Source organism: Pseudomonas flavescens, assembly GCF_013408425.1.
GTDB classification, from domain to species: domain Bacteria; phylum Pseudomonadota; class Gammaproteobacteria; order Pseudomonadales; family Pseudomonadaceae; genus Aquipseudomonas; species Aquipseudomonas fulva_A.
Window position 1 is genome coordinate 5,154,930 of record NZ_JACBYV010000001.1, and the last position, 22,072, is coordinate 5,177,001.

Sequence of the window (22,072 nt, forward strand, 5' to 3'; positions counted from 1 at the left end):
CTGATGGCCATGGCTCGCTACGTTTTCACGCAGTCCGATTGGGCGCCGTTGATGCGTTTGGGTAACGCCCCATCCGAGCCTGACAAGCCTTGGCTTGCTGCAGCGCCCCTCGGACAGGTGGCGGGAACGCTCAGGCAGTGCCGAGCGTGTGAAGCCCGGCGATTATAGCCTTGCCAGCGCGCCAGCCCAAGGTTTTCCGTCGTCCCGAATCGGCCATCGCGGGCATTCGATACCGAGCCTTTATCGATGCCATTGAAAACGTGCCCGCGACAACTGCCGCCTGCCTTTGCGATCATGCAGGGCGAACGATAGCGATGGATAAGGAGTGCAGATGAACTTCCACACACGCAAGTGGGTAAAGCCCGAAGACCTCAACCCCAACGGCACCCTGTTCGGCGGCAGTCTGCTGAAGTGGATCGACGAAGAGGCCGCGATCTACGCCATCATCCAGCTCGGCACTCAGCGCGTGGTGACCAAGCTGATCTCGGAGATCAACTTCGTCGCCTCGGCCCGGCAGAGCGACATCATCGAACTGGGCATCACCGCCAGCGAGTTCGGTCGAACCTCGATCACCATGCGTTGTGAAGTGCGCAACAAGATCACCCGCAAGAGCATCCTGACCATCGACAAGATGGTCTTCGTCAATCTGGACGAGAACGGCCAGCCTGCGCCCCACGGCAAGACCGAAATCACTTACATCAAGGATCAGTTCAAGGACTGAGCCCACGCCGTGCATGGGGGCCGTAGGCCCCATGCATCCTGGCGACTCAGAATCCCTCGACCCCTGCCAGGCGCAACTGGTCGGCCAGCGCCCGGATGTCCTCATGCTGGAAGAATGTCTGCAGCTGCGCAGCTCGGGCCGGGCCGATCCCTGGTAGTTTCTGCCAGTCGGCGAGGCTGCGTCGCTGTAGCTGCGCCCAGTCATCGGCGGCCAGGCTGTCGGGATGCGCTGGGGGGCCGAGTGCGCGTAACCAGTCCTTGAAGGGGCGTTGCCTGGCCTCGCTGAAGCGGCGGGTCAAGGTGCGGGCGCTCTGCTGAGCGATGCCGGGCACCGCTAGTAACTGATCTTCGCTGAGTTGCAGCCAATCGAGCAGGCTGTGGATAAGTTCTGCTCGCAGCAACTTCTCCCAGGTGCCAGCGCCGACCCCAGGCAGGTTCAGTGCCTGCTTGCCGCTGAGCCAGGTGAGGCGGGCGTGGAGCTGGCTGTTGCACGTGGCGGATGCTCGCAGGCAGCTCAGTGCGTGATAGGCATCGCCACGCGGCACGTCCAGAGCCGGACGAGGTGCGGTCCGTATCACCACGCTATGCAGTTGTGGGATGGTTTGCCCGGCCAGTTGAATGGCGACCTGATCCCCCGGGCGGATATCCAGTCGCTGCCAGCGCTCCAGCGAACCGACGCTGACCACGCGGATGCTGCGGTCGTCGATTTTCACCGGATGCAGGTGCAGCAGTGGCGTGATGCGGCCGCTGCGGCCGACCCTGAATTCGACCTCCCTGACCTGTGCCAGCGCTTCGCTGGCCGGGTATTTCCAGGCCGCAGCCCAGTGCGGCGGTTCGGCTCGCCAGCGTTCGCCGCTCGGGCGCTGACCCTGGCGCAGCACCACGCCATCGGTGGCGAAAGGCAGCGGGTTGCGGTACCAGTGTTCGCGCCATTGGCTGGCTTCGGCGATGCTGCCGATCCGCTGGCTGTACTGGCGGCTATCAGGGAAGCCCAGTCGTTCCAGGCGGTCGAGGCGCCGCTGCATGTCCTCTGGGCCATTGGGCCAGTCCCAGACGAACAGGCCTATCTGCCTCGCCTGGGAAACCTGCAGATCGTGGCGTGCCATCAATCCGGCAACGGTACTGCGTGCCGACGCACCGCCGTGGCTGGCCTGAATGTGCCCCGGATGCTGCAGGTACAGCTCCCCCTGCAGTATGACGTCGGTGTACTCGGTGAGGTGCTCCGGGATCGTGGCGATTCGTCTGGCCCGGGCGGTCCAGTCCTGCCCGGTGCTGCCATCCCCGCGGCTGATCACCTGCTGCAGTCGGCCACCCCTGTAGGCCAGGGTGACCGCGACCCCGTCGACCTTGGGTTGAATCCACAGGTCCTGGCGGGAGTGCATCCAGTGGCTCACTGCGCGCTCGTCCGCCAGCTTGCGCAGGCCGGTCTGAGCGACCGGGTGCTGCACTGGGCCACCTGCACCGTGAAGCGGATCGGTTGCAGGCCTGCCGCTGAGGCAAGCTTGCCAGTGCTCGAGGCGGGCGCGGGCCTGATCGTACAGATCATCGCTGACCAGCGATCGCCCCTGACGGTGATAGGCGTCGTCCCACTCGGCCACCCGGGCGGTCAGTTCATCGAGTTGGCGGTTGTGCGCGGTTGTCGGTTCAGGGCAGTCGTCGGCACGGACGACGGTGATCAACAGGACGGAAAAGGTGGCGGCAATCCAGCGTTTCATGGGCGGAGCATCCTTGCTCGGGCGATGATTGTGCAGGCTAGTCACAGAGTCCGCCTGGCGCAAATATCCGTTTTCTCGAGCTGGAATGGGTACTGGGCGACATTTGCGGTAGCCGAGGTTTGTCGCTAGCGACGAGGCGGTGATAAAGTTCCGCGTCTCGCACATCAAATGGATTTGCCCGGCGGCGGGAAAGGTATTGCCGGGCCTCATATCTGAAGGTCTAGGGTCTCATGCGTCTTTCTATCCTGTTCTGCTCCGCTGCACTGGCTCTGGCCAGCTCCTTCGCTCACGCTGCCGAAGACACTCAGCTCAAGTGCCAGCAAAAACTGTCGGCCAACGCCGAGAAGATCGCCCAGGTCAAGCAGTTGGCCGGTTTGCTCGGCAATCAGCAGGCCAACGATGCCATCGCCCAGGTCGAGGGTGGCTGTGACCAGCTCGGTGCCAACGCCGCCACCTCGGGTGAGACGGTCGCGCAAGCCCAGGGTGACAGCAAGGCCGACAACATCGCTGCTGCCGCAGAAACTCTGAAAGGTCTGGGTTCGCTGTTCGGCAAGTGATCGGTCAGCCTGCACCGCAGGAATGAAAAAGCCTCCGTGAGGGTCGAGCCCACGGAGGCTTTTTCGTATCCGCCGCCTGCTGTCAGCTGGCGGTGCACGTCACGATAGGATCGGCCCGTGACTTGCTGGATGAGTGGAGATAGCACCGGCTGGGCGCGATCAGAGCGATATATTCAAGAGCGTTGCGCATGGCTCACCGTGAGCCGATCCGTGCTTTGTGGTTGTTCGAGAAACTGATATTTTCTCGCTCCAATTCGTACGCTAGCCAAGGAGTGGTGAATGGTAACTATGGGGTTCCTCATAGCGTTGGTAGCCTGGATCTGGTCTGTGTCACGTGGTATCCAGGTTTCTTTGCTGTGTGTTGTGCTCAACTTCATGTTTCCGCCTATCTCGCAGGGCATCTTTGCCCTCTACGAGCAGTCCATGCGTCCTCCGCTGCTGATAATGGCGGTTGGCTTGGGGATGATGTATCTCGGGGGCGGTTTGAAAGTGTCCTGAGCGAAGGGGCCGTTCGTCCCGGGCTCTGTTCGGCAATCAAGTACATCTGCAAAGAAAAGCCCCGCACAGCTCACGCTGGCGGGGCTATTTTTTGCGCGGCTGGTCAGAGGCCAGCGGCGGCGCGCAGGTCTGCAGCCTTGTCGGTCTTCTCCCAGGTGAAGCTGGTGAAGCTGTCGTCGCCGACGGTCAGTTGCTGCGGCTCGCGGCCGAAGTGGCCGTAAGCGGCGGTCGGCTGATACATCGGGTGCAGCAGGTCGAGCATCTTGGTGATGGCGTACGGGCGCAGGTCGAAGACCTCGCGCACCAGCTTGATGATGGTCTCGTCAGCCACTTTGTTGGTGCCGAAGGTGTTGATCGAGATCGAGGTCGGCTGGGCGACGCCGATGGCGTAGGACACCTGAATTTCGCAGCGCTCGGCCAGGCCGGCGGCAACGATGTTCTTGGCGACGTAACGGCCGGCATAGGCAGCGCTGCGGTCGACCTTGGATGGATCCTTGCCGGAAAAGGCACCGCCGCCGTGGCGAGCCATGCCGCCGTAGCTGTCGACGATGATCTTGCGACCGGTCAGGCCGCAGTCGCCCACCGGGCCGCCAATCACGAAGTTGCCGGTCGGGTTGATGTGGTACTGGGTGTCCTTGTGCAGCAGCTCGGCGGGCAGGCTGTGCTTGATCACCAGCTCCATCACCGCTTCACGCAGGTCGCTCAGGCTGACATCCGGGTTGTGCTGGGTCGACAGCACCACGGCGTCGATACCAACCACTTTGCCGTGCTCGTAACGGCAGGTGACCTGGCTCTTGGCGTCTGGGCGCAGCCATGGCAGCAGGCCGGATTTGCGGGCTTCGGCCTGGCGTTCTACCAGCGCGTGAGAGAAGCGGATCGGCGCCGGCATCAGCACGTCTGTTTCGTTGCTGGCATAGCCGAACATCAGGCCCTGGTCGCCGGCACCCTGATCTTCAGGCTTGGCGCGGTCGACACCCTGGTTGATGTCAGGGGACTGCTTGCCAATGATGTTCATCACGCCGCAGGTCGCGCCGTCGAAGCCGACGTCGGAGCTGGTATAGCCGATGTTGCAGATCACGTCGCGAACGATCTGCTCGAGGTCGACCCAGGCGCTGGTGGTGACTTCGCCGGCGATGATCGCCACGCCAGTCTTGACCAGTGTTTCGACGGCCACGCGGGCGTGCTTGTCCTGGGTGATGATGGCGTCGAGGACGGCATCGGAAATCTGGTCGGCGATCTTGTCCGGATGACCTTCGGACACGGACTCGGAGGTAAACAGGGAGTATTCGCTCATCTATCGGTTGTCCTGGCGAGTGAGGGCCTATCGGCCACGTGCGTGAGTGGATGAGTGCGCTGGAAATGCCGCACCTGAATTTGAAATCCATTGCGCAGGCCGACGTACAGGCTTTCGCCCGGGGTCAGGCCGGCGGCGACGGCCCAGTGGGCCAGGTCGTCCTGTTCGAAGCCTAGCCAGAGATCACCGCAAGTGTCCCGGGCCCAGCCCTGATTGTGGCTGCACAGCTCGGTGATCAGCAGGCTGCCGCCGCTGTTGACCTGGCTGGCGAGTTTGCGAAGCGCCTGGGCCGGTGCGGCGAAGTGGTGCAGCACCATGTTCAGGACCACGCAGTCGGCGCTGGGGTAATCGTCGAGCAGGGCGTCGGCCAACTGCAGGCGGACGTTGTCGAGGCCGTCCTGTGCGCAGCGCAGGCGTGCCAGTTCGAGCATGGCCGGGCTGTTGTCCAGCGCGGTGACCTGGCCGAAGCGGCGCGCCAGCTCCGGCAGAAAACCGCCATCGCCGGGGCCGATCTCCAGCGCACGGGCGTTGGCAGCGAAATCCAGCGAGTCGAGCAGTGCCAGCACGCTGTCGCGGTACTGCGGCAGCCCGGCGATGAGGTCCTGCTGGGCCTGGAAGCGCTCGGCGCTGCGGGCGAAGAAGTCCTGGCTGGCGGTGGCGCGTCGCTGATGAACCTGAGCGATGCGCTCGCGCACCTGAACGGGCAGAGTGAGCCGGTCGACTTCCTGAAGCAAGGCGGCGTGCAGCGTGCCGCCGATGGTTTCCGCGTGAGCCAGGGCGCGGCGATAGAAGATCGCGTTGCCTTCCCGGCGGGTGGCGACCAGACCGGCCTGGGCCAGCACCTTGAGGTGATGACTGATGCCCGACTGGCCGATGGCGAAAATCTGCGCCAGTTCCAGCACGCCGAACGAATCGTTGGCCAGTGCGCGCAGCACGTTCAGGCGCAACGGGTCGCCCGCAGCCTTGCACAGGGCGGAAAGAGTGTCGGCAGGCTCGAAATCGAGCTGGGAGGCACGCGAAGTCATAGGCTGCGCAGTCTAGTCGGTGGCTTTTGGTGCGGCAAGGCCAATATCAAAAAGTTTTGATATTGGATTCGATGCAGGCTCTGTTAAAGGGTCATACGCAGGCGCTGTCTGGCGCTCAGGGTGGTTTTCTCCAGGAAATCCGCCGGAATCGTTCGCCTAACGACCATCTGTGATTGCCCCGCGGGGTTGGCTGGGCGAAAATGGCCGCCTTTTTCGTCCTAGCTGCCTCGGCAGCCACCCCGCAGGAGATTCAGCGATGCCCAGCCGTCGTGAGCGTGCCAATGCCATTCGTGCCCTGAGCATGGATGCCGTGCAAAAAGCCAACAGCGGCCACCCCGGTGCCCCTATGGGTATGGCGGATATCGCCGAAGTGCTGTGGCGTGACTACCTGAAACATAACCCGGCCAATCCGAAGTTCGCCGACCGTGACCGTTTCGTGCTGTCCAACGGCCACGGTTCGATGCTGATCTATTCGTTGCTGCACCTGACCGGCTACGACCTGTCCATCGACGACCTGAAGAACTTCCGCCAACTGCACAGCCGCACCCCGGGCCACCCGGAATACGGTTACGCGCCAGGCGTGGAAACCACCACCGGTCCGCTCGGCCAGGGCATCGCCAACGCCGTGGGCTTCGCCCTGGCGGAGAAGATCATGGCGGCGCAGTTCAACCGCGATGGCCACAGCATCGTCGACCACTACACCTACGCCTTCCTGGGTGACGGTTGCATGATGGAAGGCATCAGCCATGAAGTCTGCTCGCTGGCCGGTACCCTGGGCCTCGGCAAGCTGATCGCGTTCTACGACGACAACGGCATCTCCATCGATGGCGAAGTCCATGGCTGGTTCACCGACGATACCCCGGCGCGCTTCGAAGCCTACGGCTGGCAGGTGATCCGCAATGTCGACGGTCACGATCCCGAAGAGATCAAGATGGCCATCGACACCGCTCGCAAGAGCGAGCAGCCGACCCTGATCTGCTGCAAGACCATCATCGGTTTCGGTTCGCCGAACAAGCAGGGCAAGGAAGAGTCCCACGGCGCCGCGCTGGGCCATGACGAAATCGCCTTGACCCGCGCCGCCCTGAACTGGAGCCACGCGCCGTTCGAAATCCCGGCCGACATCTATGCCGAATGGGATGCCAAGGAAGCCGGTCTGGCTGCCGAAGCCGAATGGGATCAGCGTTTCGCGGCCTATTCCGCTGCTTACCCGGAACTGGCCAACGAGTTCATCCGCCGTATGGCTGGCGAGCTGCCTGCCGATTTCTCCGCCAAGGCCAGCGAGTTCATCCGCGCCGTGGCCGAGAAAGGCGAAACCATCGCCAGCCGCAAGGCCAGCCAGAATTGCCTGAATGCCTTCGGCCCGTTGCTGCCGGAACTGCTGGGTGGCTCGGCCGACCTGGCCGGTTCCAACCTGACCCTGTGGAAGGGCTGCAAGCCTGTGGTCGCCGAAGACGCTTCGGGCAACTACATGTACTACGGCGTGCGTGAATTCGGCATGAGCGCGATCATGAACGGCGTTGCCCTGCATGGCGGCCTGGTGCCTTACGGCGCGACCTTCCTGATGTTCATGGAATACGCCCGCAACGCGGTACGCATGTCCGCGCTGATGAAACTGCGCGTGCTCTACGTGTTCACCCACGATTCCATCGGCCTGGGTGAAGACGGCCCGACGCACCAGCCGGTCGAGCAACTGACCAGCCTGCGCACCACGCCGAACCTGGACACCTGGCGCCCGGCGGATACCGTCGAAGCCGCAGTGGCCTGGAAGCATTCGGTCGAGCGCAAGGACGGCCCTAGCGCGCTGATCTTCTCCCGCCAGAACCTGCCGCACAACCTGCGCGACCATGAAACCGAAGCGGCCATCAGTCGTGGTGGTTACGTGTTGAAGGATTGCGCTGGCGAGCCGGAGCTGATCCTGATCTCCACCGGTTCGGAAGTCGGTCTGGCCATCCAGGCTGCCGACAAACTGGCCGAGCAGGGTCGCAAGGTGCGCGTGGTGTCGATGCCGTCGACCAACGTGTTCGACCAGCAGGACGCCGCTTACAAGCAGTCCGTACTGCCGCTGCAGGTCACCGCGCGGATCGCCATCGAAGCTGCCCACGCCGACTTCTGGTACAAGTACGTTGGCCTCGAAGGTCGCGTCATCGGTATGGAAACCTACGGTGAGTCGGCTCCTGCCGGCGAGCTGTTCGAGCATTTCGGCTTCACCGTCGAGAACATCATCGGCACTGCCGAAGAACTGCTCGACGCCTGAGTGAGAACGACGCCGTAGGGTGGAACGAGGCGCGTAGCCGACGCTCTTCTCATCCGCCCCATGGCGCCTGGTGGATCGATAAAACGCGATCCACCCTACGGGTTCATCCGAGATCTGCGATGTCCTATCGTCCCTACCGCGTTGCTCTGAACGGCTACGGCCGCATCGGTCGTTGCGTGCTGCGTGCCTTGCACGAGCGTGCTGGCGCCGCACGTCTGGAAATCGTCGCGCTCAACGACCTGGCCGATCAGGCCAGTATCGAGTACCTGACCCGCTTCGACTCCACCCACGGGCGCTTTCCCGGCGAGGTGAAGGTGGTTGGCGATTGCCTGCACATCAACGGCGAACGCGTGCGCGTGCTGCGCGAGCGTGAACCCGAGGGTGTCGACTGGGCTGGGCTGGATATCGACCTGCTGCTCGAGTGCTCGGGGCAGTACACCACCCGCGAGCAGGCCGAGCGTTTTCTGCAGGCCGGTGCGCCACGGGTGCTGTTGTCCCAGCCGATGGCCAGCGAGAGCGATGTGGATGCCACGGTGGTGTACGGCGTCAATCAGCAGTGCCTCGAGGGCACCGAGCGGCTGGTGTCGAACGCCTCCTGCACGACCAACTGCGGCGTGCCGTTGCTCAAGCTGCTCAATGAGGCGATCGGGCTGGAGTACATCTCGATCACGACCATTCACTCGGCGATGAACGACCAACCGGTGATCGATGCCTATCACGACGAGGATCTACGCCGTACGCGCTCGGCCTTTCAGTCGGTGATTCCGGTCTCCACGGGCCTGGCTCGAGGCATCGAACGGCTGCTTCCGGAACTTGCCGGGCGAATTCAGGCCAAAGCCATTCGGGTGCCGACGGTCAACGTGTCCTGCCTGGATATCACCTTGCAGACCGCCCGTGACACCAGCACCGAAGAGATCAACCGGATCTTGCGCCGGGCTTCCGAACAGGGGCCGCTGCAGGGTCTGCTGGCGTACACCGAGTTGCCGCACGCCAGCTGCGACTTCAATCATGATCCCCATTCGGCGATCGTCGACGGCAGTCAGACGCGGGTTTCCGGGCCACGCCTGGTCAACCTGCTGGCCTGGTTCGACAATGAATGGGGTTTCGCCAACCGCATGCTCGACATGGCCGTGCATTTTCTCGATGCCGCCGCTCCCCTATCACCAGCCCCTGTTAAGGACTGACTCAATGACTGCAGCTTCCGTAAACATCGCGAAAATGGCCGACCTCGACCTGCAAGGTAAGCGCGTGCTGATCCGCGAAGACCTCAATGTGCCGGTCAAGGACGGCGTGGTGAAGAGCGATGCGCGCATTCTCGCGGCGTTGCCGACCATCAAGCTGGCGCTGGAAAAGGGCGCCGCAGTGATGGTCTGCTCGCACCTGGGGCGCCCTACCGAAGGCGAATTCAGCGAAGAGAACAGCCTCAAGCCGGTAGCCGATTACCTGAGCAAGGCCCTGGGTCGTGACGTTCCGCTGATCAAGGACTACCTCGGCGGTGTCGAGCTGAAAGCCGGTGATCTGGTGCTGTTCGAGAACGTACGTTTCAACAAGGGCGAGAAGAAGAACGCCGACGAACTGGCCCAGCAGTACGCTGCCCTGTGCGACGTGTTCGTCATGGACGCCTTCGGCACCGCCCACCGTGCCGAGGGTTCCACCCATGGCGTGGCCAAGTTCGCCAAGGTCGCCGCTGCCGGCCCGCTGCTGGCTGCCGAGCTGGATGCACTGGGCAAGGCCCTGGGTGCCCCCGCTCAGCCGATGGCAGCGATCGTCGCTGGCTCCAAGGTGTCGACCAAGCTGGACGTGCTGAACAGCCTGAGCAGCATCTGCGATCAACTGATCGTCGGTGGTGGCATCGCCAACACTTTCCTCGCCGCTGCCGGTTACCCGGTCGGCAAGTCGCTTTACGAAGCCGATCTGGTCGACACCGCCAAGGCCATCGCTGCCAAGGTCAGCGTGCCGCTGCCTGTGGACGTGGTGGTCGCCAAGGAGTTTTCCGAAGCCGCGACTGCGACCGTCAAGGCGGTGGCCGACGTGGCTGATGACGACATGATCCTCGACATCGGTCCGCAAACTGCAGCGCAGTTCGCCGAGCTGCTCAAGGCCTCCAAGACCATCCTGTGGAATGGTCCGGTCGGCGTGTTCGAGTTCGATCAGTTCGGTGAAGGCACCAAGGCGCTGGCCCTGGCCATCGCGGAAAGCCCGGCGTTTTCCATCGCCGGTGGTGGCGATACGCTCGCGGCCATCGACAAGTACGATGTGGCGTCGCGCATTTCCTACATTTCCACGGGCGGTGGCGCTTTCCTCGAATTCGTCGAAGGCAAGGTACTGCCGGCCGTGGACGTGCTGCAGCAACGCGCAGCCAAGTGAGGCAATTCGGCTAAACCTTGGCTGTCGCAGGCGGTCATTACCCTTGTATGGAAACCAGCCAGCAAGGAGTGACCTCATGCGTAACACGGCCGTGGTAGTGATGGTGTGTGCTGTTCTTGGCGGGTGTGCCGGTGGTGGATCGCCGCGCGAACGAGCGTGCGATGTGTTCAGCCCGGCAGAAATCGATCTGCCGACCACGCGCGACGAACCGCGCATCGAAGGGCAGAGCACCGGTGATTCGACCCCGCCAGTCGGCGAACAGAACTGCTAGATAACGAGGAAAATGCGATGAATCTTTATAAAGGTGCCGCTGTATCGCTCGGTCTGGTCATGCTCGCCGGCTGTGCCGGGAAGGAATATGCCGACAGCCAGGAGTGGAACCGCTGGGTGTGCGACAGCCAGGCCGAGGTGTTCTGGCGCTATGCAGACAGCACCCACGAGAAAGTCGATGTGCGTATGGGCGGCAGTGATGTCGTTCACCGTTTGAGCCAGGAGCCTGCGGGTTCCGGCGTGTTGTACAGCGACGGTACGCTGTCCTTCCACACCAAGGGTGAGGAAGGTCTGATCTACCGTACCGCCAATGACGATTTGCTGGGGCGTGGCTGCAAGGCGCCCTGACAGCGGTACTTGAATAGCGCCTGCCACTGCGGCAGGCTTGCACGATTAACGAGCCCTATCGGGAGATAGCAAAACATGGCACTTATCAGCATGCGCCAGATGCTCGACCACGCCGCCGAATTCGGCTACGGCGTGCCGGCCTTCAACGTCAACAACCTCGAGCAGATGCGCGCCATCATGGAAGCCGCCGACAAGACCGATTCGCCGGTCATCGTCCAGGCCTCCGCTGGTGCCCGCAAGTACGCGGGTGCGCCTTTCCTGCGTCACCTGATTCTCGCCGCCATCGAAGAATTCCCGCATATCCCGGTGTGCATGCACCAGGATCACGGCACCAGCCCGGACATCTGCCAGCGCTCCATCCAGCTGGGCTTCAGCTCGGTGATGATGGACGGCTCGCTGAAAGAAGACGGTAAAACCCCGGCCGACTACGACTACAACGTGCGCGTCACGCAGCAGACCGTTGCCTTCGCTCACGCCTGTGGCGTGTCGGTCGAAGGTGAGCTGGGCTGCCTGGGTAGCCTGGAAACCGGCATGGCCGGTGAAGAGGACGGCGTTGGTGCAGAGGGCGTGCTCGATCACAGCCAGTTGCTGACCGACCCGGAAGAAGCCGCCGACTTCGTCAAGAAGACCCAGGTCGATGCCCTGGCCATCGCTATCGGCACCAGCCACGGCGCCTACAAGTTCACCAAGCCGCCAACCGGTGACGTGCTGTCGATCGAACGCATCAAGGCCATCCACAAACGCATCCCCAATACCCACCTGGTGATGCACGGTTCCAGCTCGGTACCGCAGGATTGGCTGGCGATCATCAACGAGCATGGTGGCGAGATCAAGGAAACCTACGGCGTGCCGGTCGAAGAGATCGTCGAAGGCATCAAGTACGGCGTGCGCAAGGTCAACATCGACACCGACCTGCGTCTGGCTTCCACCGGTGCCATCCGCCGCTTCCTGGCCGAGCACCCGAGCGAGTTCGATCCGCGCAAGTATTTCGCCCATACCATCACCGCCATGCGTGATATCTGTATCGCTCGCTACGAAGCCTTCGGCACCGCCGGCAACGCCTCGAAGATCAAACCGATCTCCCTGGAAGGCATGTTCCAGCGTTACGCCAAGGGTGAGCTGGTCGCCAAGATCAACTGATCGAAGCGTTTCGCCGCGCACCTAGAAGCCGCTTGTCCGTCCAGGACAAGCGGCTTTTTCATGTGCTCCGCTCGCAGGATGAGCCGGGCCACGCAGGGCGAGGAGCCCTGGTCCTGCCGCTATCGGCGCGTAGGGGGGCTCGAGCCCAGCACCTCGGCACCGATGGTGCTCGACGACCAGCATTCATGTGCCTTGACGCGGCCCTTCCAGTCCGTGTGTCGCCATGTTTTCCGGCTCGTGAACGGTTTGCGTAAAACCATGTAAAACACCTGCGCCGCTTTGCTGCCTGCTCTACGCCATACTGCCGCCACGCGCTTCAGGATGTCGGCTCCCATGCCTCAAAATTCCCGTCCCTGGCTGTCGTTCTGTGTGGCCGTCGTGGTGGCTACGCTGCTCGGCAGCATCGTCCAGACCCAGTTCAATCTCGCCGCGCTGCAACAGCTTGGCGCAAGCATCTCCATGGGCGTACGCATGCAGGCCACCCTGCACGATCTGCTGGGGTTCAGCCCTACGTTCGCCGCGCTGGTCATCGCCTCGTTCATCGTCGCACTGCCTCTGGCTGCCTGGTTGGCGCCGCGTTTGGGCGCGCTGCGTTGGGTGGTGTTTGTGCTTGCCGGCGCGCTGGCGGTCTGGCTGGCCTTGAGCGTGGCCAATGCCGTGGCGCCCATGCCGACACTGATCGGCGCAAACCGTAGCCTGGCCGGCACTTTGGCGCTGATGGTCTGCGGCAGCCTGGGTAGCCTGGCCTTCGCACGTTTCAGTGGTGCTGGCCGGCGATGATCTTTCCTCGAATCAAGGGTGTGACGTTGAAAGCTGTCCTGCTCATGCTGGGCCTTTGCGCAGGTGTCCTGGCCCATGCCGATTACCGTATCGAAACCGTCACCAGTGGTCTCGAACATCCCTGGTCGCTGGCCTTCCTGCCCGATGGCCGCATGCTGGTTACCGAGCGCACCGGACAACTGCGCCTGATCGATGCCGAGGGCAAGCTACAGACCGAACCCGTCAAGGGAACGCCGACGCCCTTCGTCGCCACCCAGGCAGGCTTGATGGAGGTAGTGCTGGATCCTGCGTTCGCCGAGGACCCCTGGGTCTATCTGAGCTACGCCCATGGCGATGTCGGTGCCAATAACACGCGACTGGCCCGCGCTCGCCTGGTAGACGGCGAGTTGCGCGACTTGGAAGTGCTGTTCACCGCCCAGCCGGCCAAGGCCGGTGCCTCGCACTACGGCGGTCGGATCGCCTTTCTGCCCGACGGAACCCTGGTACTGACCCTTGGCGACGGCTTCGACTGGCGCGAGCAGGCGCAGAACCCGGCCAATCACCTCGGCAAGACGGTACGCCTGAACCGTGACGGCAGCATCCCCGAGAACAACCCCCTGCGTGGTCAGCCCGGCGCCGCCGAAGAGATCTACAGCCTGGGACACCGCAACGTGCAGGGCATCGTCTATGACAGCAGGCGCAAGCGGCTGTACAGCCACGAGCACGGTCCCAAGGGCGGCGACGAGCTGAATCTGATCGAAGCCGGTGGCAATTACGGTTGGCCGCTGACCTCCTTTGGCGTCGATTACACCGGCGCCATGGTCACGCCATTTACCGAGTTGCCGGGTTATCTGCCGCCGCAGCTGCACTGGACGCCGTCGGTAGCTCCCTCCGGTCTGGCGCTCTACACCGGTGATCGCTTCCCGCACTGGAAGGGCGACCTGTTCGTTTCCACCCTGGCCGAGCAGAGCGTACGCCGAGTACGCCTGGACAAGGGTCGGCTGGCCGGTGAGGAGGTACTCTTTCAAGAGCTCGAAGAGCGCATTCGGGGCGTGTACGACGGGCCTGATGGTGCGCTGTACCTGCTTACCGACAGCGCCGAGGGCAGGCTGCTGCGGGTCGTGCCCCTGTAGGTTGAGGCATAATTCGAAGCCCGCCCTGATTCGTGAACCGTCATGACACCACTGAAGTATCTCCAGGGTTATCCCGTCTCGCTGCAGGAGCAGGTGCGTCAGATGATCGCCGGTGAGCGCCTGGGCGATTACCTCGCGCAGCGTTACGAGGGGCGCCATGCGATCCAGAGCGACAAGGCGCTGTACGCCTACGTCATGGCGCTCAAGCAGGAGCACTTGAAGAACGCGCCTGCCATCGACAAGGTGCTGTTCGACAATCGCCTCGACCTGACCCATCGTGCCCTTGGCCTGCATACCACCATCTCGCGGGTGCAGGGCGGCAAGCTCAAGGCCAAGAAAGAGATTCGTGTGGCCTCGCTGTTTCGCGATGCCGCACCGCAGTTCCTGCAGATGATCGTGGTGCACGAACTGGCGCATCTGAAGGAAAGCGACCACAACAAGGCGTTCTACAAGCTCTGCGAATACATGCTGCCGGACTACCAGCAACTGGAGTTCGACCTGCGCCTGTACCTGACCTGGCGCGATCTGCAGACGAACACCCCGGGCTGAGGCCGCGTGAGCTGGTCAGTGCGCTTCGATGATCTCGTGACGCTGAACCCGCCCAGCGATCCTCAGCTCGATCTCGTCGCCGGGGTGACGCCCCAGCAGGCGCTGGCCCAGTGGCGCATTGGGGCTGAGTACAAGGATATCCCGCTGCTCCGTGCGTACCTTGATGGCTGCACCGTCGGGGCCGAGAAACAGCCATTGCTCGTGGCCATCGTCGTCGGCGAGCAGTACCAGAGCGGCAAGGCGGATACCCAGTGCCGCGTCGTAGGGGCGCAGTTGCAACTGCCGCCAGGCCCGCAGGCTCTGGCCGATTTCTTCCACCCGGCGTGCCTGCCCGGCCGCCAGGTAGGCAGCCTCCAGGCCCAGGGTGTCGTACTTGTTTTCTGCGATGTTCTCTTCGTGGGTCGCCGTTTCGTGGGCGACCCGCGCCGCCTGTTCGGCGGCCAGCAGGTCGGCAGACAACTGCTCGATGACCTGCTGGACGATGGGTTGCTTGTCCATCATGTAGTCGCCTTGGGACGATTCTTCAGCAGGTGAACGGCCAGCGTGCGCAATGGTGCGAGCTGCCGGGCGATCAGTGACAGCTGGGTCTGTACCAGCCGCTGCGCGTCTTCCAGCTCCTCCGGTATCTGCTCCAGGGCGGCGGCCAGCTGTTCCTCGCTATCGCTTTGAATGGCTATCGGGCTCTGTTCGTTGAGGCCGCGAGCGATTTCGTCGAGGCTTTCGGCGATGCGCCCGGCGCTACTCAGCAGCTCGCTCTGCTCGTCGGCCAGCAGGGCTTCGCCGCGGTGTGCGCCGAGGCCCGAGAGGTAGCTGAGCAGGGTGTGCGAGAGCACCAGAAAGCGGAAGCCGATATCCGCTTCCTTACGGAAATGCCCGGGCTCCATGAGCATGTTGCCAAGGGTGGTGGACAGCGCCGCGTCGGCGTTGTGGGCGTTGCGGCGGGCCAGGCGGTAGGCGAGGTCGTCGCGCTTGCCCTCGGCGTACTGGCGAATGATCTGCCTCAGGTAGGTGCTGTTGCAGCTCAGGGTGTTGGCGACCACGCGATTCAGGCGACGGCCCTGCCAGTCCGGCAGGATCAGGAATACCGCGAGGCCGGCGATCAGGCTGCCGAGCAGGGTATCGAACAGACGCGGCAGGATCAGCCCGTAGCCGTCGCCCACCTGATTGAAGCAGAACAGCACCAGCAGGGTGATGGCCGCCGTCGCCACGGTGTAGCGGCTCGAACGGGTGGCGAAGAACACCACGCCGGCTGCGACGGCGAAGAACGCCTGGATCAGCGGCGCCGGGAACAGGTCGATCAATGCCCAGCCCAGCAGCAGGCCGAGCACGGTGCCGATGATGCGCTGCACCAGCTTCATCCGCGTGGCGCCGTAGTTGGGCTGACAGACGAACAGGGTGGTCAGCAGAATCCAGTAGCCCTGGGTCGGATGAATCCAGTGCAGCACGCCGTAGCCGGCAGCCAGGGCGATGGACAGGCGCAGGGCATGACGGAACAGCAGTGACGTGGGGGTGAGCTGCAGACGGATGCGTTCCCAGACGTCACGCAGTGATTGTGGCTCGCGGTCGAGCAGAGAGCTGTCCTGTTCCTCGGCCAGGGCATCGGGGTTGCTGGCGCTGCCCAGCAGGCGGTCGAGGGTACCGAGGTTGCCCGCCAGGGCGCCGAGCGAGCGCAGCAGGTGGCGCCAAGCGGGGTTGCTCTGGATGCGCAGGTGCTCCAGCGAGGCCTGCAGATCGGCCAGGGCCTGACCGTGCTGCTCGCCATACTCGAACGGCTGACGCAGTTCGATGGCCTGGGCCAGGGCGTGGCAAGCCTTGCCATGCAGGCGCAGCAGGCGCTGACAGCGGAACATCACGTCGCTGTGGAAGAACGCTTCGGCCAGGGCGTTGTACGGATAGTGCGAAGAGCTGGCGCGCTCGTGGATGTCCTGGGCGAGAAAGTACAGCTTCAGGTAGCGGCTGACTTTAGGCCCCGGGCGGCCGTTGCCGACCCGATGAAGGATGATTTCCTTGGTCGCGTTGAGCGCCGCCACCACGCGCCCGTTCTGCTTGGCGAGAGCCAGGCGGCGGGCTTCCACGTCGAGCTGGCGCAAGGGTTCGAACAGCGCCGCCTTGAGCTTGAGGTACAGGCCCAGTTCCCGGAACAGGCGCGCCAGGCTGTGCTGCACCGGCTGATGGGCGAACAAGGCGTGCCACAGCACCGACAGTACGCCGTACCAGGCGGCGCCGGCGACCAGCAGCAACGGCTCCAGCCACAGCCCGGCGATGCCGCCGCGCTGCTCCACGCCGATCATGCTGTACACGGCGAGGATCAGCGTCGCCGAGCCAAGCGTCGCGAAGCGTTCTCCCAGGGCACCCAGCATGGTCAGAGAGAACGCCGACAGGGCCAGGGCGCTGACGAACAACCAGGGGTAGGGGAACAGGAACTCCACCGTATAGGCCGCGGCGCTGAAGCAGCCCAGGGTCACCAGCAGCGCGGTCAAACGGCCCTGCCAACTGTCGTCGGTTTCCGCCAGGGCACTGGCGATCACACCGAGGAACAGCGGTATCAGGCTGTGCATCCAGCCCTGATACCAGCACAGCGCCAGGCTGCCGCCCAGGGCGATGAACACCCGCAGGCTGTAGCTGAACTTGTCCATTGCCCAGAGACGACGCAGGGAGTGGCGCAGGGAGGGGGACGACATCCGGGTTGGCGACCTTCGCGGGTGAATGGACTGAACCGCAGCCATCGGCATGCGGCGCTTCGATTGTGCCTCGCTTGGAGTGTGCAGGGCGAGAGGCGGTTCGCGCCATCAAGTTAAAAGTATCGCTGCTCGTCACGGCATCGACAGGCATGCTGGACGGCGTGTGGGCCGCGCAGGTCACCGGGCCTGAACTCTGCGCTGGCGGTCCGGCTCCAAGCTCTACCCATTGCAATCGGCAGCTGCCGTGCAGCTGCAAGCCCGATCGACAGGAGCGCCCCATGATCGACCTTCACTACTGGACGACCCCCAACGGCCACAAGATCAGTATCTTTCTCGAGGAAAGCGGCCTGGACTACAACGTACACCCGGTGAATATCGGTGCCGGCCAGCAGTTCGAGCCGCACTTCCTGAAACTGTCGCCGAACAACCGGATTCCCGCCATCGTCGACAACAACCCCAGTGATGGCGGTGAGCCGATCTCGGTATTCGAGTCCGGTGCGATTCTCGAGTATCTGGCCGACAAGGTCGGGCGGTTCATGCCGCTGCAGCCGCGGCTGCGCGTCGAGGTTCAGCAATGGCTGCACTGGCAGATGGGCGGCCTGGGGCCGATGGCCGGACAGAATCATCACTTCGTGCGTTTCGCGCCTGAGGAGATTCCTTACGCCATCGACCGCTACGTCAAGGAGACCGCCCGCCTGTACGGGGTTCTGGATCGTCAGCTCGAGGGGCGGGAATACGTGGCGGGCGATTATTCGATAGCGGACATCGCCATTTATCCCTGGGCCAAAGGCTGGGAGCTGCAGCGCCAGCGCCTCGAAGATTTCCCCAACATGGCCGCCTGGCTGGCGCGCATGGGCAACCGCTCTGCGGTGCAGCGCGCCTATCAGGTTGCCGAGGCAATTTCCCAGCGCCCCGAAGACGTGCTCAGCAGCGAAGCGCGCAAAGCGCTCTTCTGAGCCGGCCTGGCAGCGCCTCCGGGCGCTGCATGCGTGGCGAGCCCGGCACCGTCGACTGGGCTCCTCGGGTTAGCCATCGCTACGTCTGTTCCAGCACGTCAGCGGGCACGGGGCGGCCGATGAAGTAGCCCTGGGCGTAGTCGCAGCCGAGCTGGCGCAGGTAGTCCTGCTGTTCACCGCGCTCAACGCCTTCGGCGAGCACTTTCATTTCCATGCTGTGAGCGAGGGCGATGACGGCGCGGGTGATCGCTCGGTCGTCCTTGTCATGGGGCAGGCCGGCGACGAAGCTCTGATCGAGCTTGAGCTTTTGCACTGGCAGGCGCTTGAGGCGTGCCAGTGAGCTGTAACCGGTACCGAAGTCGTCGATGGCCAGGCGTACGCCCAGACTGCGCAAGCGCTCGAGCAGCGCCTGGGCCTGGTCCGGGTCGTCCATCACCGCGCTCTCGGTCACTTCCAGCTCCAGGCATTGGGCTGGCAGCCCCGTGTCCGCAAGCACCTGCGCGACCCGCTGATCGAGTTCACCACGGCTGAACAGGCGACTGGAAATGTTCACCGCGACGAACTGCAGCGTGCTTCCCGCTGCACGCCAACTGACCATTTGCCGGCAGGCATGATCGAGTACCCAGGCATCGATGGCGCTGATCATGCCGCTGTCCTCGGCGATCGGAATGAACTCGCCCGGAGGTACCAGGCCGCGCTGCGGATGCTGCCAGCGCACCAGCGCCTCGACCCCGATCATGCGCCCGTCGGTCAGGCAGCGCAGCGGCTGGTAATGCACGCGCAGTTCCTCGTTGTCGAGCGCATGGCGCATGCCGGCGACCAGTTCCACACGGTGCCGGGCGTATTCGGTCTGTTCCTGGTCATAGAAGGCGAACCCTTCGCGGCCGCTGCTCTTGGCCTTGAACAGGGCGGAGTCCACGTTGCGCAGCACCTGTTCGACGGTTTGCGCGTCATCCGGATACAGGCAGATACCAACGCTGGCGGAGATGAACAGCTCCTGTCCATCGAGTATGAAGGGCTCGTTGAGACAGTCGATCAGGCGTTGCGCCAGGTGAGCGGCCTGCTCGGCCTGCGTGCAGTCTTCACTGAGCAGGCCGAACTCGTCGCCGCCCAGGCGCGCCAGTGTGGTGCCTTTGCCGAGCTGGCTGGCCAGGCGTTCGCCGGTGGCCTTGAGCAGCAGGTCACCGACGTTGTGGCCCAGGCTCTCGTTGATGTGCTTGAAGTGGTCCAGGTCGACCACCAGTACCGCGCCTCTGTCCGCTTCGCTCTGTGCTCGCTCCAGCGCATGCTCGACACGTTCGGTGAAGAGCAGGCGATTGGGCAGATTGCTCAGTGGATCGTGGTGGGCGAGGTGGTCCAGTTCGTGCTGGGAATGCTTGAGGACGGTGATGTCGGAGAATACCGCGACATAGTGGCCGAGCAGGCCGTTGTCATCGTGGATGGCGCGGATGCACTGCCACTGCGGGTAGATTTCACCGTTCTTGCGACGGTTCCAGACTTCACCACTCCAGGTGCCCTGGGTCTGCAGGGTATGCCAGAGATGCTGGTAGAAGGCGGCGTCGTGGCGGCCGGACTTCAGCAGTGTCGGGTGCTTGCCGAGGATTTCCGCTTCGCTGTAACCGGTGATCCGGCTGAACGCCGGGTTGATGTGCACGATGTTCTGCCGTGCATCGGTGACCAGCACACCCTCCTGGGTGGCTTCGAAAACCGCAGCGGCCTGGCGCAGGCTCTCGGCGTCGGCGCGTCGCTGGGTGATATCCCTTACGGTGCCGATGAAGCGTTCCGGTCTACCCTGGGCGTCCAGTTGCAGGCGGCCGTGGGACAGCACCCAGCGATAGCTGCCGTCTCGATGGCGCAGGCGGTAGGTGTTCTCGTACGAGGTATCGCTGGTCGCCTGCATGATATCGGCGAGAACGCGCTGGTAATGCGGTCTGTCGTCAGGATGCAGCAGTTGCATCCACTGGTCGCGATCAGCGCTCAGTTCGCCATCCTTCATGCCCAGCAGTGCGTGATAACCGGCCGAGTAGAAGACGCTCTGGTTACGCAGATCCCAATCCCAGAGACCATCTTCGGTCGCCGACAGGGCCAGGCTGAGGCGCTCTTCGCTGGCGTGCAGGGCCGTGCCGATACGCGCCTGCCGCTCGAGATGACGGCGTATGGTCACGTAGAGCAGGACGCTGGTCAGCAGCACGAAGATCAGGCCTTTCCAGACCTGAATCTGCTCCGTCTGTCGGACAGTCAGGCCCAGCGATGCCAGCAGCAGATCGCTGAAGACGATCCACAGCCCGGCTGCCAGCAGGTAGTTCAAAGTCAGGCGCAATGCGCCTTGGCGAGTACTCATAACGGGTGATTCGGTTCTTTGTTGCGGGTAGGGGCGACGCTTGGTGCCACCGTTGTAACATCCTCAGCCAAAAGACCAAGTGGTTTTCCACCCGATGAGGGCGATAATGCGTAAGCGGTCTGTCGGCCGCACGCGTCTTTCCCTGCAAGAGGTACCCCTGCCCATGTGGTACAACGGTTTACTCGACCTGTCGGTCTGGCAACTCATCATCGTCACCTTGCTGATGACCCACGTCACCATCGTCAGTGTAACGGTCTATCTGCATCGTTACTCGGCGCACCGCTCCCTGGAGCTGCATCCTGCGCTCAAGCATTTCTTCCGTTTCTGGCTGTGGCTGACCACCGCCATGAACACCCGCGAGTGGACGGCCATCCATCGCAAGCACCACGCCAAGTGCGAAACCGCTGAAGACCCCCACAGCCCGGTGGTCAAAGGGCTGGGCACGGTCATGCGCAAAGGTGCCGAATTGTACGCCGAAGAGGCGAAGAATCAGGACACCCTGCGTATCTATGGCAAGAACTGCCCGGATGACTGGGTCGAACGCAAGGTCTACTCGCGCTTCCCCATGGGTGGCATCGCCCTGATGATGATCATCGATGTGGCGCTGTTCGGCGCACTGGGTCTCACCGTCTGGGCGATCCAGATGATGTGGATTCCGTTCTGGGCCGCAGGCGTCATCAACGGCCTTGGCCATGCGGTCGGCTACCGCAATTTCGAGTGCCGCGACGCGGCCACCAATCTGGTGCCCTGGGGCATCATCGTTGGCGGCGAAGAGTTGCACAACAACCACCACACCTATCCCAATTCGGCCAAGCTGTCGGTCAAGCGCTGGGAGTTCGACATGGGGTGGGCGTGGATACGCCTGTTCAGCTTCCTGCGTCTGGCCAAGGTGCAGCGTGTCGCGCCGATCGCGCATCGGGTGCCTGGCAAGGGCATTCTGGATATGGACACCGCCATGGCGATTCTCAACAACCGCTTCCAGATCATGGCCCAGTACCGCAAGTTGGTGATCGGCCCGCTGGTCAAGCAGGAACTGGCCAAGGCCGACGAGTCGGTCCGACACCAGTTCCGCCGCGCCAAGCGCCTGTTGTCGCGGGAGCCGAGCCTGCTGCAGGACAAGCAGCAGGTCCATATCGATGCCATGCTGGCGCACAGTCAGGCGCTCAAGGTCATCTACGAGAAGCGCCTGGCGCTGCAGCAGATCTGGGCCAAGACCAGTGCCAATGGTCACGACATGCTCGAGGCGATGAAGCATTGGGTACAGGATGCCGAAGCCAGTGGCATTCAGTCCCTTCGCGATTTCGCCGAGCAGCTCAAAACCTACTCGTTGCGACCTGCCACAGTGTGACCTGGCACGCATTCGCACACGCAGTTGTGAACCGCTCAGAGCCCCCAGGGTCATAGCATTGACCCGGTTGCCACAGGAAGCCCGCCGTTAGGCGGGCTTTTTTGATCCTGTTCGGCA

Annotated in this window: 19 protein-coding genes and 1 riboswitch; of the genes, 13 read left to right on the forward strand and 6 right to left on the reverse strand. The window is 63.3% G+C overall.

Annotated features, from left to right (window positions below; all coding sequences use genetic code 11):
• Positions 1-33: 33 nt before the first annotated feature.
• Positions 34-117: riboswitch (S-adenosyl-L-homocysteine riboswitch) on the reverse strand.
• A gap of 214 nt (positions 118-331) precedes the next feature.
• The gene (locus tag FHR27_RS23030) at positions 332-721 is read left to right on the forward strand and encodes an acyl-CoA thioesterase (RefSeq protein ID WP_042552436.1); all 390 of its coding nucleotides are present in this window, start codon (positions 332-334) and stop codon (positions 719-721) included.
• A gap of 46 nt (positions 722-767) precedes the next feature.
• On the opposite strand, the gene ligB is transcribed toward FHR27_RS23030, so the two are convergent.
• Positions 768-2,435 (reverse strand): NAD-dependent DNA ligase LigB, encoded by a 1,668-nt coding sequence (ligB, locus tag FHR27_RS23035; protein ID WP_042552435.1) that lies wholly within the window; start codon positions 2,433-2,435, stop codon positions 768-770.
• 230 nt (positions 2,436-2,665) lie between these two features.
• On the opposite strand from ligB, the gene FHR27_RS23040 reads away from it, so the two are divergent.
• A complete protein-coding gene (locus FHR27_RS23040; protein ID WP_042552434.1) occupies positions 2,666-2,992 on the forward strand; it encodes a hypothetical protein in 327 nt (108 codons plus the stop codon).
• Positions 2,993-3,593: 601 nt separating this feature from the next.
• On the opposite strand, the gene metK is transcribed toward FHR27_RS23040, so the two are convergent.
• Together metK and FHR27_RS23050 are read right to left on the reverse strand one after the other, a co-directional pair.
• Complete coding sequence (metK, locus tag FHR27_RS23045) at positions 3,594-4,784, reverse strand: methionine adenosyltransferase (protein ID WP_042552432.1); 1,191 nt, start codon at positions 4,782-4,784, stop codon at positions 3,594-3,596.
• Positions 4,781-5,809, reverse strand: coding sequence for an ArsR/SmtB family transcription factor (locus tag FHR27_RS23050; RefSeq protein ID WP_042552431.1), 1,029 nt, complete (start codon positions 5,807-5,809; stop codon positions 4,781-4,783). Before FHR27_RS23050 ends, metK begins: the two co-directional genes overlap by 4 nt.
• A gap of 256 nt (positions 5,810-6,065) precedes the next feature.
• On the opposite strand from FHR27_RS23050, the gene tkt reads away from it, so the two are divergent.
• The 9 genes from tkt to FHR27_RS23095 all read left to right on the forward strand — a co-directional run bounded on the left by tkt (position 6,066) and on the right by FHR27_RS23095 (position 14,629).
• Positions 6,066-8,063, forward strand: a complete 1,998-nt coding sequence (tkt, locus tag FHR27_RS23055; RefSeq protein ID WP_042552430.1) for a transketolase — start codon at positions 6,066-6,068, stop codon at positions 8,061-8,063.
• 119 nt (positions 8,064-8,182) lie between these two features.
• Positions 8,183-9,247, forward strand: coding sequence for an erythrose-4-phosphate dehydrogenase (epd, locus tag FHR27_RS23060; RefSeq protein WP_179539663.1), 1,065 nt, complete (start codon positions 8,183-8,185; stop codon positions 9,245-9,247).
• A gap of 4 nt (positions 9,248-9,251) precedes the next feature.
• Positions 9,252-10,430: a phosphoglycerate kinase gene (locus tag FHR27_RS23065; protein WP_042552428.1), complete on the forward strand. Its 1,179-nt coding sequence runs from the start codon at positions 9,252-9,254 to the stop codon at positions 10,428-10,430.
• 76 nt (positions 10,431-10,506) lie between these two features.
• Complete coding sequence (locus FHR27_RS23070) at positions 10,507-10,701, forward strand: hypothetical protein (protein ID WP_042552427.1); 195 nt, start codon at positions 10,507-10,509, stop codon at positions 10,699-10,701.
• A 17-nt stretch (positions 10,702-10,718) separates the two neighbouring features.
• Entirely contained in the window at positions 10,719-11,048 is a 330-nt protein-coding gene (locus FHR27_RS23075) for an MliC family protein (protein ID WP_042552426.1), read from the forward strand.
• Positions 11,049-11,123: 75 nt separating this feature from the next.
• Positions 11,124-12,188, forward strand: a complete 1,065-nt coding sequence (gene fba / locus FHR27_RS23080; protein ID WP_042552425.1) for a class II fructose-bisphosphate aldolase — start codon at positions 11,124-11,126, stop codon at positions 12,186-12,188.
• A 333-nt stretch (positions 12,189-12,521) separates the two neighbouring features.
• The gene (locus FHR27_RS23085) at positions 12,522-12,968 is read left to right on the forward strand and encodes a hypothetical protein (protein ID WP_042552424.1); all 447 of its coding nucleotides are present in this window, start codon (positions 12,522-12,524) and stop codon (positions 12,966-12,968) included.
• A 44-nt stretch (positions 12,969-13,012) separates the two neighbouring features.
• A complete protein-coding gene (locus FHR27_RS23090) occupies positions 13,013-14,080 on the forward strand; it encodes a PQQ-dependent sugar dehydrogenase (protein ID WP_179540145.1) in 1,068 nt (355 codons plus the stop codon).
• A 42-nt stretch (positions 14,081-14,122) separates the two neighbouring features.
• Entirely contained in the window at positions 14,123-14,629 is a 507-nt protein-coding gene (locus tag FHR27_RS23095) for a M48 metallopeptidase family protein (protein ID WP_042552422.1), read from the forward strand.
• Positions 14,630-14,644: 15 nt separating this feature from the next.
• Here the strand turns inward: FHR27_RS23095 and FHR27_RS23100 are convergent, their stop codons facing one another.
• Both FHR27_RS23100 and yccS read right to left on the reverse strand, forming a co-directional pair.
• Positions 14,645-15,127 (reverse strand): GreA/GreB family elongation factor, encoded by a 483-nt coding sequence (locus FHR27_RS23100; RefSeq protein ID WP_179539664.1) that lies wholly within the window; start codon positions 15,125-15,127, stop codon positions 14,645-14,647.
• Positions 15,127-17,310, reverse strand: a complete 2,184-nt coding sequence (yccS, locus tag FHR27_RS23105) for a YccS family putative transporter (protein WP_042552420.1) — start codon at positions 17,308-17,310, stop codon at positions 15,127-15,129. Before yccS ends, FHR27_RS23100 begins: the two co-directional genes overlap by 1 nt.
• Positions 17,311-17,588: 278 nt before the next feature.
• On the opposite strand from yccS, the gene FHR27_RS23110 reads away from it, so the two are divergent.
• On the forward strand, positions 17,589-18,266 hold the full coding sequence (locus tag FHR27_RS23110; RefSeq protein WP_179539665.1) for a glutathione S-transferase N-terminal domain-containing protein: 678 nt from the start codon (positions 17,589-17,591) through the stop codon (positions 18,264-18,266).
• A 79-nt stretch (positions 18,267-18,345) separates the two neighbouring features.
• Here FHR27_RS23110 and dibA read toward each other — a convergent pair whose 3' ends face one another.
• Positions 18,346-20,607, reverse strand: a complete 2,262-nt coding sequence (dibA, locus tag FHR27_RS23115; RefSeq protein ID WP_042552418.1) for a phosphodiesterase DibA — start codon at positions 20,605-20,607, stop codon at positions 18,346-18,348.
• A gap of 163 nt (positions 20,608-20,770) precedes the next feature.
• Between dibA and desA the strand changes: the two genes are divergently transcribed.
• Positions 20,771-21,955 (forward strand): delta-9 fatty acid desaturase DesA, encoded by a 1,185-nt coding sequence (gene desA, locus FHR27_RS23120; RefSeq protein ID WP_179540146.1) that lies wholly within the window; start codon positions 20,771-20,773, stop codon positions 21,953-21,955.
• The last annotated feature ends 117 nt before the right edge of the window (positions 21,956-22,072 follow it).